Raw genomic sequence first — 13824 nt, 5'->3', positions numbered from 1 at the left:
AAGGGCTTGAGGGCTCAGGGGTCATGAAGGAAAGCCGCCGCCCACATCGCTGGACTGGCGATCACGAAGTACTTTTTTCAGGTGGTCGCTTTCTTCGAGGGCTGCATAAGGGTCTGCAGGCAGGTTCTGTTCCTCCCGGAGTTCCCGCAGCAGGGGCCGCACATCTCTGTAAAAGGCGTCCATCACGATGCGGTTGGCTTTCAGGACCTCTCCCTGTTCACGGGCTTCGGTCAGCAGGTCAAAGTCCACGCTCAGGGCTTTTGCATACGCTTCCTGGCAGTTCAGCACGCTTTGCAGCATGGCTTCAAGTTTGTGTTCGATGTTGTGGCTCTGGTCGATCATGAAGGCCACCTCGGAAACGTGCTTCCTGAGCGCTTCAGAAGGGTCATTTTCGGCCTGCACGATCTCCAGATAAATGGCGAACAGTTCCAGAGGGTTGGTGGTTCCGACCACCAGGTCATCGTCTGCGTAACGTCTGGCATTGAAGTGGAAGCCTCCCAGACGGCCAGCGTCCAGTAGCGTTGAGACAATGTGTTCGATGTTGGTGCCCTGCGCATGGTGCCCGAGGTCCACCAGCACCTGGGCTTTTTCTCCGATGGACACGGCATGCAGGTAAGCGAGGCCCCAGTCTGCCAGATCGGTGTGGTAAAAGGCGGGTTCAAAAAGTTTGTACTCGATCAGCATTCTGCCGTCTTCCGGGAGCCTGTCGTGCACCTGCTGCAAAGCTTCACGCAGGTAACGTTTGCGTTTGCGCAGGTCGTCCTGCCCGAGGTAGTTGGTGCCGTCTGCAAACCACAGGCTGAGGTCACGTGACCCGGTCTGCTTCATGACCTCGACGCAATCCAGCAGGTGCTGGGTGGCTTTTGCACGCACGGCTGCATCCGGGTTGGTGACCGATCCCAGTTTGTACTGCACGTCCTGAAACACATTGGGGTTGATGGCCCCCAGTTGAATGCCCAGGTCCTGCGCGTGTTTTTTCAGTTCGCTGTAATCTTCTACCCTGTCCCAGGGGATGTGCAGGGCGACACTGGGGGCAATCCCGGTCAGGCTGTGAATGAATGCGGCATCCTCGACTTTTTCCCACACGGTGCTGGCTGCGCCCGGAGCAGGAAAGGTTTTGAAGCGGGTGCCAGAGTTGCCGTACCCCCAGCTGGGGGTTTCAATTTTTTGTTGTTTCAGGCGTGCTTTGATGGTCTCGGTGTTCATTGTTCCTCTCTTTTTAAGGGTTATGGGCAAGGTTTATGGGGCGATGATCAGGCGGGTCTGGTGGGTGTCCAGATCCACCAGCACATCGTGGGGAGGCATCTGGTCGGTGATCAGGGTGTGGACGCTTCCCATGCGGGTGATGGTGGCCATGGCCTGGCGGCCAAATTTGCTGCTGTCAATCAGGGCAATCACCCGTTTTCCGGTGGCCAGCAAGCGCTCTTTGCTGGAGACTTCCGGCAGGTAGGCATCGGTGAAACCGGTGTTGCTGCTGTACCCCAGGCAGGAAAAGAACACCTGATCCGGGTGAAGGCGAGCTTGAATGTCCTGAAACAACCCACTGATGAAACTGCGGGCGGTGGCATGAAACGTTCCTCCCACCAGCGTGAAAGGCACAGAGAACTGGCTGAGGGTGTTGGCGGCGTCCAGTCCGGTCACCAGACAGTGCACGTTTCTGCCCTGCAATAAATGGGCCAGATGCAGACTGGTGGTGCTGGAATCCAGCGCGATGGTGTCTCCATCAGAGATCAGGCCCAGGGCAGCACGGGCAAGGCGCTCTTTGGCTTCGGTCTGGGTGGAAAGCCTCTGCGAGAGGGCCACCTCGGTCTGGCTGTGGGCATGCAGTCTGGCCCCGCCATGGGTCCGTTCCAGCAAACCCTGTTCAGAAAGCAAATTGAGGTCCCGGCGGATGGTCATGTCGCTGACCCCCAGGTTCTGGGACAGTTCACGGATGCGCACCACCTCTTGCTGGGTGGCCAGATGCAGGATCTTCTGGTGGCGCTGTTGCGCCACCACCAGACTGTCGGTGTTCATGGCTCAAATATATCACAAACTTAACTTTAGTGAACATTATTTTGCAACATTGTGGGCAAAAGTCTACACGAATGAAAACCCATCAGGTCTGGTCCATTCGCGCCCCATCTTCAATTTTGCTGTTTTAAACAGACTTTTTTTCTCTGTTGCGAATTGAACACCAGACTTTTCAACCCCTCAGAAGACAGCACAGGCTTGTCCCGACAGCCAAATCAAACACCATTCGGACATGCATGCACACAAAAATGCTGCAAAAACATGCAAAAGCAGACTCTATTCAAAGCGGCTGGTGTTGTCGGCCCCCGGCACCACCCAGAAACAACTTGTGAATGACCTGCCAACCTGGATTCCAGCAACCCCTGGGGCGGTAATGTCCCGGTAATGCAGCCCGGAGATGCTGAAGGCAGCGAGGAGAGGAGGGCCTGCACCTCAAAATCCCCAGCCCCCCTCAGCACTGCCCTTCAGGAGGCACCCCCATGCTGGTTCAAGAGCGCATGACCCGAAATCCATTGACTGTCGCCCCTTCCACCCCTGCCCTGGAAGCCGCTGCCCGCCTCAAAATCAGCAGGCTGCATGTGCTGCCCGTGGTTGCCCATGGAAAGCTTGTGGGTGTGGTGAAAGAACGGGATCTGGAAGATGCGGCCCACCGGCAGGCAGAGCTGCAACAGCAGCAACTGGAGCAGGTGGGACAGCACGATTCCCTGCCTTACCTGTTCACCCGCCTCTTGCTGCAAAACCTCACGGTGCAAGACGTGATGGCAGAAAGCACTGCTGAACTGGTGCCCACCATGACCCTGGCCCAGGCCGCCCGCACCCTGTTGACCCACCATGTGCTGGGCCTCCCGGTGGTGCAGAACGGCGATCTGGTGGGGGTGCTCACGGTGAGCGATTTGCTGGGAGCCCTGGCAGAAACAGATCCCCAGGTGCAGGCCTGAACTTCATGCTTCTTCAAGAAAGGAACCTGATTCACATGCACAAAACCCTTCTGCTGCTGATGCTCGCTGGTGTCACCTCCCTGTCCCTGGCCGCCGATCCCAGAGGCAACGCTGCCTCCGGCAAAACCCTCTACTCCTCCACCTGCCAGATGTGCCACGGTGACAAAGCGCAGGGCATGGTCGGTCCGAAACTGGCTGGCGTGGTGTCCAAATGGAAGTTTGCAGACTTCAAAAAGGCCATTGCCACCGGGGTGAATCCCTCCAAGAAGACCCTGAGTGCCACCATGCCCCGTTACGGCAAGATGCCTTTCATGGGCTCCAGCAAACCCGCCACCGACCAGCAGATTGCAGATGTGCTGGCCTTCCTGAAGACACTCAAGTGATCTGGGAGAACTGACATGGAAGAGAAATCCCCCAGAGGAACCCTGCTGATTGTGGCCGTGCTGCTGGCCGCCATTGTGGGCATGTGGCTTTTGGTGTACAGCATCATGCTGAGGCAGGCCTGACATGGACCCCCACACCATCGAGCGTTTCGAGAAAGGCTGGATGCTGCTGGCCGCCACCCTGGTGCTGGTCTTGATCGGGGTGACCCTCAGCAACGTGGTGCAGGCTGCTGTGCCTGCCGTGGACATGCACCACCACACCCTGAAAAGTGTGAACCCCCAGGACCTTTCCAGCACCCCCTTCGCCACCCCCGGACTGAAACAGAATGAAATGGGACAGTACGAGCTGTACATGCTGGCCCAGGCCTTCATGTTCAATCCTCCAGTTGTGAAAGTGCCTGCAGGCAAACCCATCCAGCTTTTTGTGACCTCCACAGACGTGGTGCACGGCCTGCAGATCGAGAACACAAACATCAACATCGAGGTGATCCCCGGTGTGGTTGGGCAGGTGACCTACACCTTCAAGAAGCCCGGCGTTTACCGCGTGGGCTGCAATGAGTACTGCGGGGTGGGCCACCAGAGCATGATGACCCAGCTGATTGTGGAGGAAACCCCATGACCACGAGCACCTTCACCCCCTCCCAGGAGCAGGCCTACGCCACCCACCCGGAGAAGAAAATCGCGCTGTACTACACCGTGACCGGCCTGATTTTCCTGCTGGTCGGGGTGCTGCTTGGCCCCCTGCAGGCCCTGAATTACGCGGGCATTGATGTCTACAAGTACCTGCCCTTCCTGAAGTCCTACTACCAGGGCCTGACCCTGCACGGGGTGCTCAATGCGCTGGTGTTTACCACCTACTTCATTTGCGGCATCCTGCTGTACTTGCCTGCCCGTGAACTCAATTTGCGTCCCAACCTGAAATTCGCCTGGTTCACCTACTGGCTGATGAATTTCGGGGTGGTGCTGGCCGCCATTGCCATTCTGGGCAACAACGCCAGCGTGCTGTACACTTTTTATCCGCCGCTCAAGGGCTCTCCCCTGTTCTACATCGGGGCTGCGCTGCTGGTGGCTTCCAGCTTGCTGGTGGGCGGTCAGACCATCTACATGTGGACCGGCTGGAAACGCCAGCATCCCGGAAAAGTCACGCCCGTCACCACCTACATGAGCGTGGCCACCTGGTTCATGTGGATTCTGGCCTCGCTGGGCATCGTGGTGGAAGTGGTGGTGTACCTGATTCCCTGGTCATTGGGCTGGACCCCCACCGTGGACCCCCTGCTGGCCCGCACGCTGTTCTGGTACACCGGACACCCCATCGTGTACTTCTGGTTGCTGCCCGCGTATGTCAGCTGGTACGCCTTCATTCCCAGACAGAGCGGCGGCAAGATTGTCTCTGAACCCCTGGCCCGTCTGGCTTTCGGACTTTTCCTGCTGCTGAGTGTTCCGGTGGGATTGCACCACCAGTTCACCGATCCTGGCATCTCCAACACCTGGAAGTTGATCCAGATGTGCCTGACTTTCGCTGTGGCCGTGCCCAGCATGCTCACGGCTTTCAGTGTGGGGGCCAGCCTGGAATACGCTGCCCGACTGAAAGGTGGCAAGGGATTGGTTGGCTGGATGGGGAAACTGCCCTGGCAGGACGCCTCTTTCACTGCGCAGGTGCTGGCCATGACCAGCTTCATCTTCGGTGGGGCAGGTGGCATGGTGAATGCCAGCATGTCTCTGGACCATGTGGTGCACAACACCGCCTGGATTCCCGGTCACTTCCACATCACCGTGGGCACCGCCACCACCCTGACCTTCTTCGGGATGACCTTCTGGCTCTTGCCCCACCTGACCGGCAAGAAACTCTTCAGTCCAAAAATGGCCCTGGCGTCCTGCTGGTGGTGGTTCATCGGCATGATGACCTTCGCACTGGGGATGCACTGGGAGGGACTGCTGGGGATTCCCCGCCGTGCCCACATCGCTGCTTTGCCTGCAGAACAACTGGCCCAGTACAGCCAGAACGCCCACATCCCCATGGTGCTCACCGGAATCAGCGGCATGCTCTTGCTGGTCGGGGCCATCCTGTATTACACGGTGGTTGCTGGCACGCTGTGGGGCAACCAGCGGGATGTTAAAAATGCTCCAGAAATCCCTTTCAGTGAATCCCTGACCCCCACCGAAAGCCGCCGCAGTGTGCGGGTGCTGGACCGCCTGTGGCTGTGGTTCGGGGTGGCGTTCCTGATCGTGCTGGGCGCTTACCTGCCCGTGATCCTGCCCATGCTGCACAACCCCACCCTGGTGCCTGGAATGCGGCTCTGGTGAATCAGGAGGTTTCAAAGAAAAAGAGAACCTGCGGGTTCTCTTTTTTGGTCTGGCTTTATGTCAGTCTCGTGCCACAATCACCTTGACCTGGGCGTCCTGCAGCATCTTTTTCATGGCAGAATCGGGTTCCTGATCGGTGATCAGGATGTCCACATCGGTCAGCGGCACGATGCTGGAGAAGGCCAGCACCCCGAATTTGGTGTGGTCAATCAATGCGATCACGGTTTTGGCAGACTGAATCAGGCGGTTTTTGACCTCGGCTTCCACCAGACTGGCATCGGTCAGGCCCCCTTTCAGGCTGAGGCCACGGGCAGAAAAGAACACCCGGTCCGGATGCAACCGTCCCAGCACCAGCTCGCTGATGGGACCAGAGAAACCGCGCACCACTGGATTGAAGGTTCCGCCCACCACGGTGAAAGGAATCTTGGAGGAGGCCAGCACATTGGCTGCGTCCAGGCTGCTGGCCAGCACATGCAGGTTCTCACGGGCAGAAAGCACACGGGCAATTTCCAGGGTGGTGGTGCTGGCATCCAGCGCGATGGTGTCTCCATCCTGAATCAGTTTTAACGCCTCGGCAGCAATGCGGCGTTTGGCGTCCAGTTCGGTCTGGGCACGCATTTCGTAGGCCACATCCATCTGGGCCTGCTCGACCAGTCTGGCCCCGCCGCGCACCACTTCCAGCACCCGCTGTTTTTCCAGCTCCTGCAAATCCCGCCGGATGGTGATGTCATGCACCCCCATGGCCTGGGCAAGGTCCCGGATGGGCACGAATTTGGAGGTGAGCAAAGCTTCCAGGATTTTCTTTTTCCGCTCTGAGGCGTTCATGCAACGATTATAGCAAGATGAAACAATTTTCTGTTTTTTTGTGAAACCAAAACATGACCTGCTTCATGAAATGGTCTTAACCTGTACTGAAACATCTTCCAAGAAAGCTGTCAGACCCGGCTCTGTAAGATGAAACACAGTAGAAGTTTTCTCATTTTCTGTCTGGAGCTGACCATGAACACACCGCTGGAACATGAACAGGCCCGTCTGGAGGCCCTGCACCGACTGGAGGTGCTGGACACCGCCGCAGAAGAAACCCTGGACCGCATCACAAGGGTGACGGCGGCCCTGTTTGATGCCCCCATCAGCCTGATCAGCCTGGTGGACCGCGACCGCCAGTGGTTCAAATCCTGCCATGGGATCAATGCTTCGGGAACAACACGCGATGTGGCCTTCTGTGCCCGAACCATCCTGCTGGACACCCCCGGCGAGGTGCTGGTGGTCGAGGACGCCTTACAGAATCCTGAATTTGCACGCAATCCTTATGTGGCGGGTTTTCCCAACGTTCGTTTTTATGCTGGCGCACCTTTAAGAACCCCGGATGGTTACCATCTGGGCAGTTTGTGCATCATGGACACCCGGCCCCGCCCGGACCTCAGCCCACAGCAAAAACAGCAGCTCACCGATCTGGCCGCCACCGTGATGGATCTGCTGCTGCAAAGGCAGGCCCGCAGGCAGATGGAGCAGATGGAGCAGAAAGTCTCCAGCCAGCAGCGCAGGCTGCAAACCATCCTGCAGAAAACCCAGACAGCAGCCTGGATGGTGGACCTCGCCAGCGGAGTTCTGGAAGTGCAAGACGGCACCATGCTGACTGAACTGGGTTTCCCGGACACTGCAGAAGCCTTCAGTGCACGGGTGCAGGAAGAAGACCTGCCCGGCCTGATGGCAAGCTGGAACCACACCATTGCCACCGGTGAGGAATCCGAATCCCGCTACCGCTTCAAGGATGAAGGCCAGGAGCACCGCTGGTACAGCAGCCGTATCCACCTGGAACGCAGCCCGGAGGGGCACCCTGCACGCATTCTGGGCATCTCCCACGATGTGACGCGTGAACACGAACATGCCAGACAGCTCACCGAGAGCGAAACCAAACTGCGGGCTGTGATCGATCACAGTGTGGACGCCATCTGCATCAAAGACCTGGATGGGCGTTACCTGCTGGTCAACAAAGCCGCCTGTGAGCTTTTGCAGCGCCCCATGGAAGAAGTGCTGGGCAAAATCGACCACAGTGAGCCGCGCCTCACCCAGTTTGACTTGCAGGTGATGCAGTTGGGGCAACCCATCACCTACGAGCATCAGGTGCAAGAGCGCACCGTGCTGACCAGCAAATATCCCTTCGTGCAGGATGGTCAGGTGCGGGGGGTGGTGGGGGTCAGCCGGGACATCACCAACCTCAAGCAGATGGAGCAGTTGCTGCGCAGCCACAACCAGACCCTGGAAGAAACCGTCAAATCCCGCACCCGTGAACTGGAAATCCTGAACGCAGAATTGCAGCACCAGGCCATTCATGACCCCCTGACTGGACTGGCCAACCGTGCCCTGCTGCAAGACCGCCTCTCCCAGGTGATGCACCGCATGGAACGCCACCCCGACCAGCAATACGCCGTGATGTTTTTAGATTGCGACCAGTTCAAACGCATCAACGACACCTACGGGCACTCCGTGGGGGACCGCTTCTTGCAGGCTTTCTCTGCCCGCATCTCCTCTGCCGTGCGGCCTTACGACACCGTGGCCCGCTTTGGTGGAGATGAATTCGCAGTGCTGCTGGAAGGTTTACAGGATGCAGAGCAGGCCATCACCATCGGACAGCGGTTGCAACAGTGCCTCACCGAGCCCTTTGAAGTCGGAGGCAAGCACCTGCATGCCAGTTCCAGCATCGGACTGGTGATGGGGGCCGCCCATTACACCCACCACGACGAGGTGCTCCGGGACGCCGACACCGCCATGTACCACGCCAAGGAATCCGGTCTGGGACAGCTGAAATGCTTTGAAGACGGCATGCGTGAACGGGTTTTGCGCCAGAGCTGGCTGGAAAACGAACTGCGCCTTGCCCTGCAGGAAGAAGCCATCATGGCCTACTACCAGCCCATTGTGGACACCCGCACCGGACAGGTGCGCGGATTTGAAGCCCTGGCCCGCTGGAAGCACCCGGAACGGGGTTTCATCAGCCCAGCCGAATTCATTCCGGTGGCAGAAGATGCTGGATTGATCGTGGACCTGGACCGCCTGATCCTCAAGCAGGCCTGCCAGCAACTCAAACTCTGGAAAGCCGAACACCCCCACCTGCAGGACCTGTACCTGAACGTGAACATGAGCAGCGTGCAGTTCTCCAGACCCGAATTTGCTGCCGTGGTGCAAAGCACCCTGCAGGAAACCCAGAGCGAGGGCATCCATTTGCATCTGGAGATCACCGAGAGCCTGATGCTGCAACGCACCCAGATGGTGGCAGAACACCTGCAAGCCCTGCACGATCTGGGGGTCAAACTGCACATCGACGATTTCGGAACCGGGTACTCCTCGCTGGGTTACCTGCCCAGATTCGGGGCCTCTGCCCTGAAGATCGACCGCTCTTTCATCCGGGACATCTTGAAAGCCCCCCAGCAGGCCGAACTGGTGCGCACCATCATCACCATGGCCCACAATCTGGGCATGACCGTGGTTGCAGAAGGGGTGGAAACCATCGAGCAGCAACAATGGCTGCTGCAGGAAGGCTGCGATTACCTGCAGGGGTTTTTGTTCTCCCCACCCGTGGAGCACAGCAAGGCGAGGTCTTTTTTGATTGAGACGCTGGAAGTGTGAAACCAGACTTAACAGCATCCTGATGTCCAGGTTCCTGTCCCCTCTTCCTTAAAACACATGTTTATTTTCAGTCATCTGATGTATTCTTTAAGAGAGCTGGAGGACAAGATGGCTGTTTTTGACACCTGGGAAAAGATGGGTTTTGGCTTTTTTGAGATTTATAGAGCAGGATTTCAATTTGAAGATTTCATTGATCATACATGGAATCCAGAGTTAAGGGACAAAGTGGCTGATTATTGCAGGAATGGCATATCATTTATCAGTGCTTCGAGTGGAGAATTTATACACTGCAGCATCTGCGGCATTTATGCAGGAGAAGCAAGCTCTGTTTATTCAGATGGCACTTTTGTCTGGCCACAAATACTGTGGCACCACATCAAAGATCATGGCATAAGAATTCCAGAAAACATGTTAAGACATATTGAGTCTGTGGGTTTTAGAGCAGCCACCCTGGAAGATGTAGAACACATGGATCTGATCACAACCTCCAAAATCATATTTCAATGATTCATCTCCTCGGATGGAAATCCTGACGTTTTAATCAGAGGGCAGACAGGGTTTTTTAATGTCCCGTTCTGCCCCTTTACACCATCAACTGGCTTTCAACCCTCCAGCGAACCCCTCACTCCAGATGAAACACCTGTTCCAGCGGCACGCTGTACGGAGACTGGTCCGGGTTGGTGACCATGATGTCTGCCATGCAGGCCCACCAGCGTTGCATCACTTCCTGGGTGGGCAAATCATCCATCTGGTGGTCCCCTGAGCGCCACAGCACGGCAAAAAGCGTTGAGGTTTCCCTGTCCAGAAAGATGCTGTAATCCCGGATGCCCGCAAGGCGCAGGAGGTCGCGCAGTTCAGGCCAGATCTCATCGTGGCGTTTCTGGTATTCGGCTTCCTGACCGGGAAAAAGTTTCATCTTGAAGGCGATTTTCTGCATGGTTTACTTCTTCTTTCTGGACAGCTTCTGCAGGATGTTGGGCAGCGCAATCGCCAGAATCAGCAGGCTTCCCACCACAATGGAACCCACAATGCCGGGGATGTTTAAGAGGCCCATCCCGAAGCTGATCATGCCCAGCAGGAGGACCGCCAGTACCACGCCAGAAATGCTGCCCGTTCCACCCGCGATGCTGACCCCTCCCAGCACCACCATGGTGATCACATCCAGTTCCCAGCCCTGCCCGATGTTGGGACGGGTGGAGGAGATGCGGGCGGTGAGGAACACGGCGGCCAGACCTGCAAAAGTGCCACTGAGCAGAAACAGCACCAGTTTGTTTTTCAAAACCTGAATCCCAGAAAACCGCGCAGCTTCGGGGTTGTTGCCCATGGCGTAGAGGTTGCGGCCCAGTCGGGTCAGGTGCAAAACCCCACCCACCAGCACAGCCAGGACCAGAAACACCACAAAAGAAATCGGCAGGTAGGTGAACCAGTAGGACTGTCCCAGTGCAGCGAAAGACTCGGGGTACTCGGTGAGGGCAGTGTCGCCCAGGATCGCCTGCGAGATGCCCCGGAACAGGCTCATGGTACCCAGCGTGATGGCAATCGAGGGAATGGCAAAACGCACCACCAGAAAACCGTTCAGCAGTCCACACAGCGCTCCGGTCAGGATGCCTGCCACAATGAGCACCGGGGTGTCCAGCCCCTGTTTTGCCAGCAGGCCCATCACCAGACTGGACAGGGCAATGATGGAGGCCACAGACAAATCAATTTCACGGACCAGGATCAGCAGGGCCATGGCGAGGGCCATGATGCCTTTTTCAGCAAAGTTGGCGGTGGCATCCCCCAGATTGAAGGGGTCCCAGAAGTATTCGGTGAGGCGGCTGTTTAACAGCATCACCGCAATCAGGAACACCGTGAGGAAAACCTCCCATTTCCTGAAGAAGTTCCCTGCTTTGTTGTTTCCCTGTGCAGGGAGGGGTTTCACGAGGTCTCCTTTCATACCTGACCTGCCTGCTGGTTCTGACCGGTCTGACGCAGAATGTTCTTGCCAATGGCTTTTCTGGCCCCCTGGTTGACCACCACGGCCACCAGAATGGAAAGGCCCACCAGTGCGGTCTGCCAGAACGGGGAAACATGCACCACGGGCAGGGCGTTGTAGAGGCCCACCAGAAACAGTGAACCCAGCATGGTGCCGATCACGGTGCCCACGCCACCAGCAATGCTGACGCCGCCCAGCACACATGCAGCAATCACCTGCAGTTCAAAACCCTGTGCAACTTCAGTGTAAGCAATGGCGTAACGGGCCACCCACAACACCCCCACAATGCCAGACACCAGACCGCTCAGCACATAAAGCGCGAAGACGCGGGGTTTCTCGGGGATGCCCACGTACTTGCTGGCCGAGGGATTCCCACCATATGCGCGGATTTCCCGGCCAAAACGGGAATGATGCACCACCACAAAGAACAGACCCAGCACCACCAGAAATTCCCATTGCAGGGTGCTGAGGCCCAGAAAACGGGCGTTGGGAAAGTCCATCACATGCTGCGGTAAATCCTTGGAGGTGATCCATTTGCCCTCGCTGACCACGTAAATCAGGCCCCGGAACACGCTCATGGTGCCCAGGGTCGCCACGATGGGGGGCAAATTCAGTCCGGTGATCAGAAAGGAATTGACCATCCCCAGCAGGCTTCCGGAAACAGCTCCCACCAGCAGCAGCACAGGCATGGGAAGCCCAGGAAAATGCTGTGAGAGCAAAGCCACCAGCATCCCACTGAGGGCCAGATTGGAGGCGACAGAAAGGTCAATCCCCCGGCTCATGATGATCAGCATCTGGGCCAGGGCAAGGGTCAGCAGCAATGCGCTGTCGTGCCAGAGGGTGTCCAGGGTCTTGATGCTGAAAAAAGAGGGGGTGATCAGGCCCACCAGCACGAAACCCAGCACCAGAATCAGGAGCAGCACAGCCTCCTGGCGGTGTGTCTTCAGGAGCTTCATGCGACCTCCCCATCTGCCACACCAGCGGCCAGTTTCACGATTTCGTGGGCCTGGGCGGTTTTTGCGTTCACTTCTCCCACCACTTTTCCTTCCCGCATCACCAGGATGCGGTCTGCAAGGTGCATCACCTCGGGCAACTCACTGGACACCAGAATCACCGACAGTCCCTTCTCCACCAGTTCCCCCATGAAACTGTGCACAGCGGCCTTGGCCCCCACATCAATGCCCTTGGTGGGTTCGTCCAGAATGATCACGGCAGGCTGGGTGGCCAACCATTTGGAAATCACCACTTTCTGCTGGTTCCCTCCAGACAGCTCTGAAACATGCTGGTCGAGGTGGGCGGCTTTCAGGGAGAGGCGGGAGCTGTACTCCTGGGCCAGTTGCAGCTCACGGCGGCGGTTCAGAAAAAAGCCCAGCCGCGGCAAACTCGGCAGGGTGATGTTGTGCACGATGCTCATGGGCAAAATGGCCCCGCTGACCTGACGGTCTTCTGGCACGTACACCAGACCTGCTTTTAAAGCATCTGCAGGAGACTTCGCCCAGAGCTTCTTGCCCAGCAACTTCACCTCGCCTCTGGCATGGGGGGACAGGCCAAAAAGGGCTTGCATGGCCTCGCTGCGTCCAGCACCGATCAGGCCATAAAAGCCCAGAATCTCCCCTTTGCGCAGCTGAAAAGAAATCCCGGAAAACTCTGTGGGATGCGAGAGGTTTTTGACCTCCAGCACCACCTCTCCAGGGATCACGTCTTTCTTGGGGTACAGCGAACCCACATCCCGACCCGCCATCAGGCGAATCAGGTCGTCGCTGGTCACATCCTGGATGTTCCCATCTGCAACTTTTTCACCGTCACGCAGCACCACATAGCGGTCCGAGAGTTCAAAAATTTCATCGAACTTGTGGGTGATCAGGAGGATCCCTTTGCCCTCCTCTTTCAGCTGCCGCACAATCCGGTACAGGTCCTCGATTTCGGCCCTGGACAGTGCCGCTGTGGGCTCGTCCATGATCACGATTTTTGCATCCTGCACCAGTGCACGGGCAATCTGCACCAGGTGCTTCTGGGCCACGCTGAGGTCTTTTAAAGGGGTTTCGGGGGTGAATTTTGCGTCCAGTTTTTGCAGCACCGTGCGGCTTTTTTCCAGCATGGTTTTCCACTGGATCAGGCCCCCCGCAAAGAAACTGCGCTTCACTGGAGCCTGTCCCATGAACAGGTTTTCTGCCACGCTCAGTTCATCAAACATCACGGTTTCCTGATGGATGGCCGTGATGCCCGCATTCCAGGCATCCTGTGGGCTGGAAAGATGAATGGTGTGCCCCTCTGCCTGAATCTTGCCGCTGTCGGGCTGGTAAATCCCGGTCAGCATCTTCACCAGGGTGGATTTTCCGGCACCGTTCTCACCCACCAGGGCCACCACCTCGCCCAGACCCACCGTGAATGAAACCCGGTGGTTGGCGCGGGTGGCCCCGAAGCTTTTGCCGATGTCCTGCACAGATAAATATGGGATCATGTTGAACCTTTTGCGGGAGAGGACTTTATGAGGGACTGGGGATGTCTCGCTTGTTGCCGAGAGCCGAGAGCCGAGAGCCGAGAGCCGAGAGCCGAGAGCGTAGGGTGCTCCATGCCTTAAACGGTA

14 protein-coding genes are annotated in these 13824 nt (G+C 57.3%); 7 read left to right on the top strand and 7 right to left on the bottom strand.

The annotated features are described in order from the left end of the window. Positions 1-21: 21 nt before the first annotated feature. On the bottom strand, positions 22-1206 hold the full coding sequence (gene rhaI / locus IEY52_RS15470; RefSeq protein ID WP_189003908.1) for an L-rhamnose isomerase: 1185 nt from the start codon (positions 1204-1206) through the stop codon (positions 22-24). A gap of 33 nt (positions 1207-1239) precedes the next feature. Next, positions 1240-2016 carry a DeoR/GlpR family DNA-binding transcription regulator gene (locus IEY52_RS15465; protein ID WP_229684829.1) on the bottom strand — a complete coding sequence of 259 codons (777 nt, stop codon included), beginning with the start codon at positions 2014-2016 and terminating at the stop codon, positions 1240-1242. A gap of 476 nt (positions 2017-2492) precedes the next feature. Between IEY52_RS15465 and IEY52_RS15460 the strand changes: the two genes are divergently transcribed. The 5 genes from IEY52_RS15460 to IEY52_RS15440 are packed head-to-tail and all read left to right on the top strand — an operon-like array spanning position 2493 to position 5638. Further along, positions 2493-2951 carry a CBS domain-containing protein gene (locus tag IEY52_RS15460; protein WP_189003906.1) on the top strand — a complete coding sequence of 153 codons (459 nt, stop codon included), beginning with the start codon at positions 2493-2495 and terminating at the stop codon, positions 2949-2951. Between the two features lie 35 nt (positions 2952-2986). After that, a complete protein-coding gene (locus IEY52_RS15455) occupies positions 2987-3334 on the top strand; it encodes a c-type cytochrome (RefSeq protein ID WP_189003904.1) in 348 nt (115 codons plus the stop codon). 15 nt (positions 3335-3349) lie between these two features. After that, positions 3350-3457 carry a cytochrome c oxidase subunit 2A gene (locus IEY52_RS15450; protein WP_189003902.1) on the top strand — a complete coding sequence of 36 codons (108 nt, stop codon included), beginning with the start codon at positions 3350-3352 and terminating at the stop codon, positions 3455-3457. A gap of 1 nt (position 3458) precedes the next feature. Beyond that, positions 3459-3953: a cytochrome c oxidase subunit II gene (locus IEY52_RS15445; RefSeq protein ID WP_189003900.1), complete on the top strand. Its 495-nt coding sequence runs from the start codon at positions 3459-3461 to the stop codon at positions 3951-3953. Then, positions 3950-5638 (top strand): b(o/a)3-type cytochrome-c oxidase subunit 1, encoded by a 1689-nt coding sequence (locus IEY52_RS15440; RefSeq protein ID WP_189003898.1) that lies wholly within the window; start codon positions 3950-3952, stop codon positions 5636-5638. The genes IEY52_RS15445 and IEY52_RS15440 overlap by 4 nt, the downstream gene beginning before the upstream one ends. A gap of 60 nt (positions 5639-5698) precedes the next feature. Here the strand turns inward: IEY52_RS15440 and IEY52_RS15435 are convergent, their stop codons facing one another. After that, positions 5699-6463, bottom strand: coding sequence for a DeoR/GlpR family DNA-binding transcription regulator (locus IEY52_RS15435; protein WP_189003896.1), 765 nt, complete (start codon positions 6461-6463; stop codon positions 5699-5701). A 174-nt stretch (positions 6464-6637) separates the two neighbouring features. On the opposite strand from IEY52_RS15435, the gene IEY52_RS15430 reads away from it, so the two are divergent. Both IEY52_RS15430 and IEY52_RS15425 read left to right on the top strand, forming a co-directional pair. Further along, a complete protein-coding gene (locus IEY52_RS15430; protein WP_189003893.1) occupies positions 6638-9262 on the top strand; it encodes a sensor domain-containing phosphodiesterase in 2625 nt (874 codons plus the stop codon). A 108-nt stretch (positions 9263-9370) separates the two neighbouring features. Further along, entirely contained in the window at positions 9371-9769 is a 399-nt protein-coding gene (locus IEY52_RS15425; protein WP_189003891.1) for a hypothetical protein, read from the top strand. A gap of 115 nt (positions 9770-9884) precedes the next feature. On the opposite strand, the gene rhaM is transcribed toward IEY52_RS15425, so the two are convergent. Genes rhaM through IEY52_RS15405 form a run of 4 tightly spaced genes read right to left on the bottom strand, consistent with a single transcriptional unit; the run spans position 9885 to position 13698 of the window. Further along, positions 9885-10199, bottom strand: a complete 315-nt coding sequence (gene rhaM / locus IEY52_RS15420) for an L-rhamnose mutarotase (protein WP_189003889.1) — start codon at positions 10197-10199, stop codon at positions 9885-9887. A 3-nt stretch (positions 10200-10202) separates the two neighbouring features. Further along, complete coding sequence (locus tag IEY52_RS15415; RefSeq protein WP_229684828.1) at positions 10203-11183, bottom strand: ABC transporter permease; 981 nt, start codon at positions 11181-11183, stop codon at positions 10203-10205. A gap of 11 nt (positions 11184-11194) precedes the next feature. Further along, positions 11195-12193 carry an ABC transporter permease gene (locus tag IEY52_RS15410; protein WP_189003885.1) on the bottom strand — a complete coding sequence of 333 codons (999 nt, stop codon included), beginning with the start codon at positions 12191-12193 and terminating at the stop codon, positions 11195-11197. Continuing rightward, a complete protein-coding gene (locus tag IEY52_RS15405; RefSeq protein WP_189003883.1) occupies positions 12190-13698 on the bottom strand; it encodes a sugar ABC transporter ATP-binding protein in 1509 nt (502 codons plus the stop codon). Before IEY52_RS15405 ends, IEY52_RS15410 begins: the two co-directional genes overlap by 4 nt. Positions 13699-13824 lie beyond the last annotated feature (126 nt).

It is taken from the genome of Deinococcus roseus (assembly GCF_014646895.1).
In the GTDB taxonomy this organism is placed as follows: Bacteria; Deinococcota; Deinococci; order Deinococcales; family Deinococcaceae; genus Deinococcus_C; species Deinococcus_C roseus.
The sequence above is the reverse complement of the archived record's forward strand: the minus strand, read 5'-3'. Positions and strand labels throughout refer to the sequence as shown.

What these genes read in the sequence shown, in the direction of transcription:
- IEY52_RS15450 (WP_189003902.1), top strand. Translation starts at nt 3,350, where the DNA reads ATGGAAGAGAAATCCCCCAGAGGAACCCTGCTGATTGTGGCCGTGCTG.
- rhaI (WP_189003908.1), bottom strand. Translation starts at nt 1,206, where the DNA reads ATGAACACCGAGACCATCAAAGCACGCCTGAAACAACAAAAAATTGAA.
- IEY52_RS15435 (WP_189003896.1), bottom strand. Translation starts at nt 6,463, where the DNA reads ATGAACGCCTCAGAGCGGAAAAAGAAAATCCTGGAAGCTTTGCTCACC.
- IEY52_RS15460 (WP_189003906.1), top strand. Translation starts at nt 2,493, where the DNA reads ATGCTGGTTCAAGAGCGCATGACCCGAAATCCATTGACTGTCGCCCCT.
- IEY52_RS15405 (WP_189003883.1), bottom strand. Translation starts at nt 13,698, where the DNA reads ATGATCCCATATTTATCTGTGCAGGACATCGGCAAAAGCTTCGGGGCC.
- IEY52_RS15465 (WP_229684829.1), bottom strand. Translation starts at nt 2,016, where the DNA reads ATGAACACCGACAGTCTGGTGGTGGCGCAACAGCGCCACCAGAAGATC.
- IEY52_RS15410 (WP_189003885.1), bottom strand. Translation starts at nt 12,193, where the DNA reads ATGAAGCTCCTGAAGACACACCGCCAGGAGGCTGTGCTGCTCCTGATT.
- rhaM (WP_189003889.1), bottom strand. Translation starts at nt 10,199, where the DNA reads ATGCAGAAAATCGCCTTCAAGATGAAACTTTTTCCCGGTCAGGAAGCC.
- IEY52_RS15430 (WP_189003893.1), top strand. Translation starts at nt 6,638, where the DNA reads ATGAACACACCGCTGGAACATGAACAGGCCCGTCTGGAGGCCCTGCAC.
- IEY52_RS15425 (WP_189003891.1), top strand. Translation starts at nt 9,371, where the DNA reads ATGGCTGTTTTTGACACCTGGGAAAAGATGGGTTTTGGCTTTTTTGAG.
- IEY52_RS15455 (WP_189003904.1), top strand. Translation starts at nt 2,987, where the DNA reads ATGCACAAAACCCTTCTGCTGCTGATGCTCGCTGGTGTCACCTCCCTG.
- IEY52_RS15440 (WP_189003898.1), top strand. Translation starts at nt 3,950, where the DNA reads ATGACCACGAGCACCTTCACCCCCTCCCAGGAGCAGGCCTACGCCACC.
- IEY52_RS15445 (WP_189003900.1), top strand. Translation starts at nt 3,459, where the DNA reads ATGGACCCCCACACCATCGAGCGTTTCGAGAAAGGCTGGATGCTGCTG.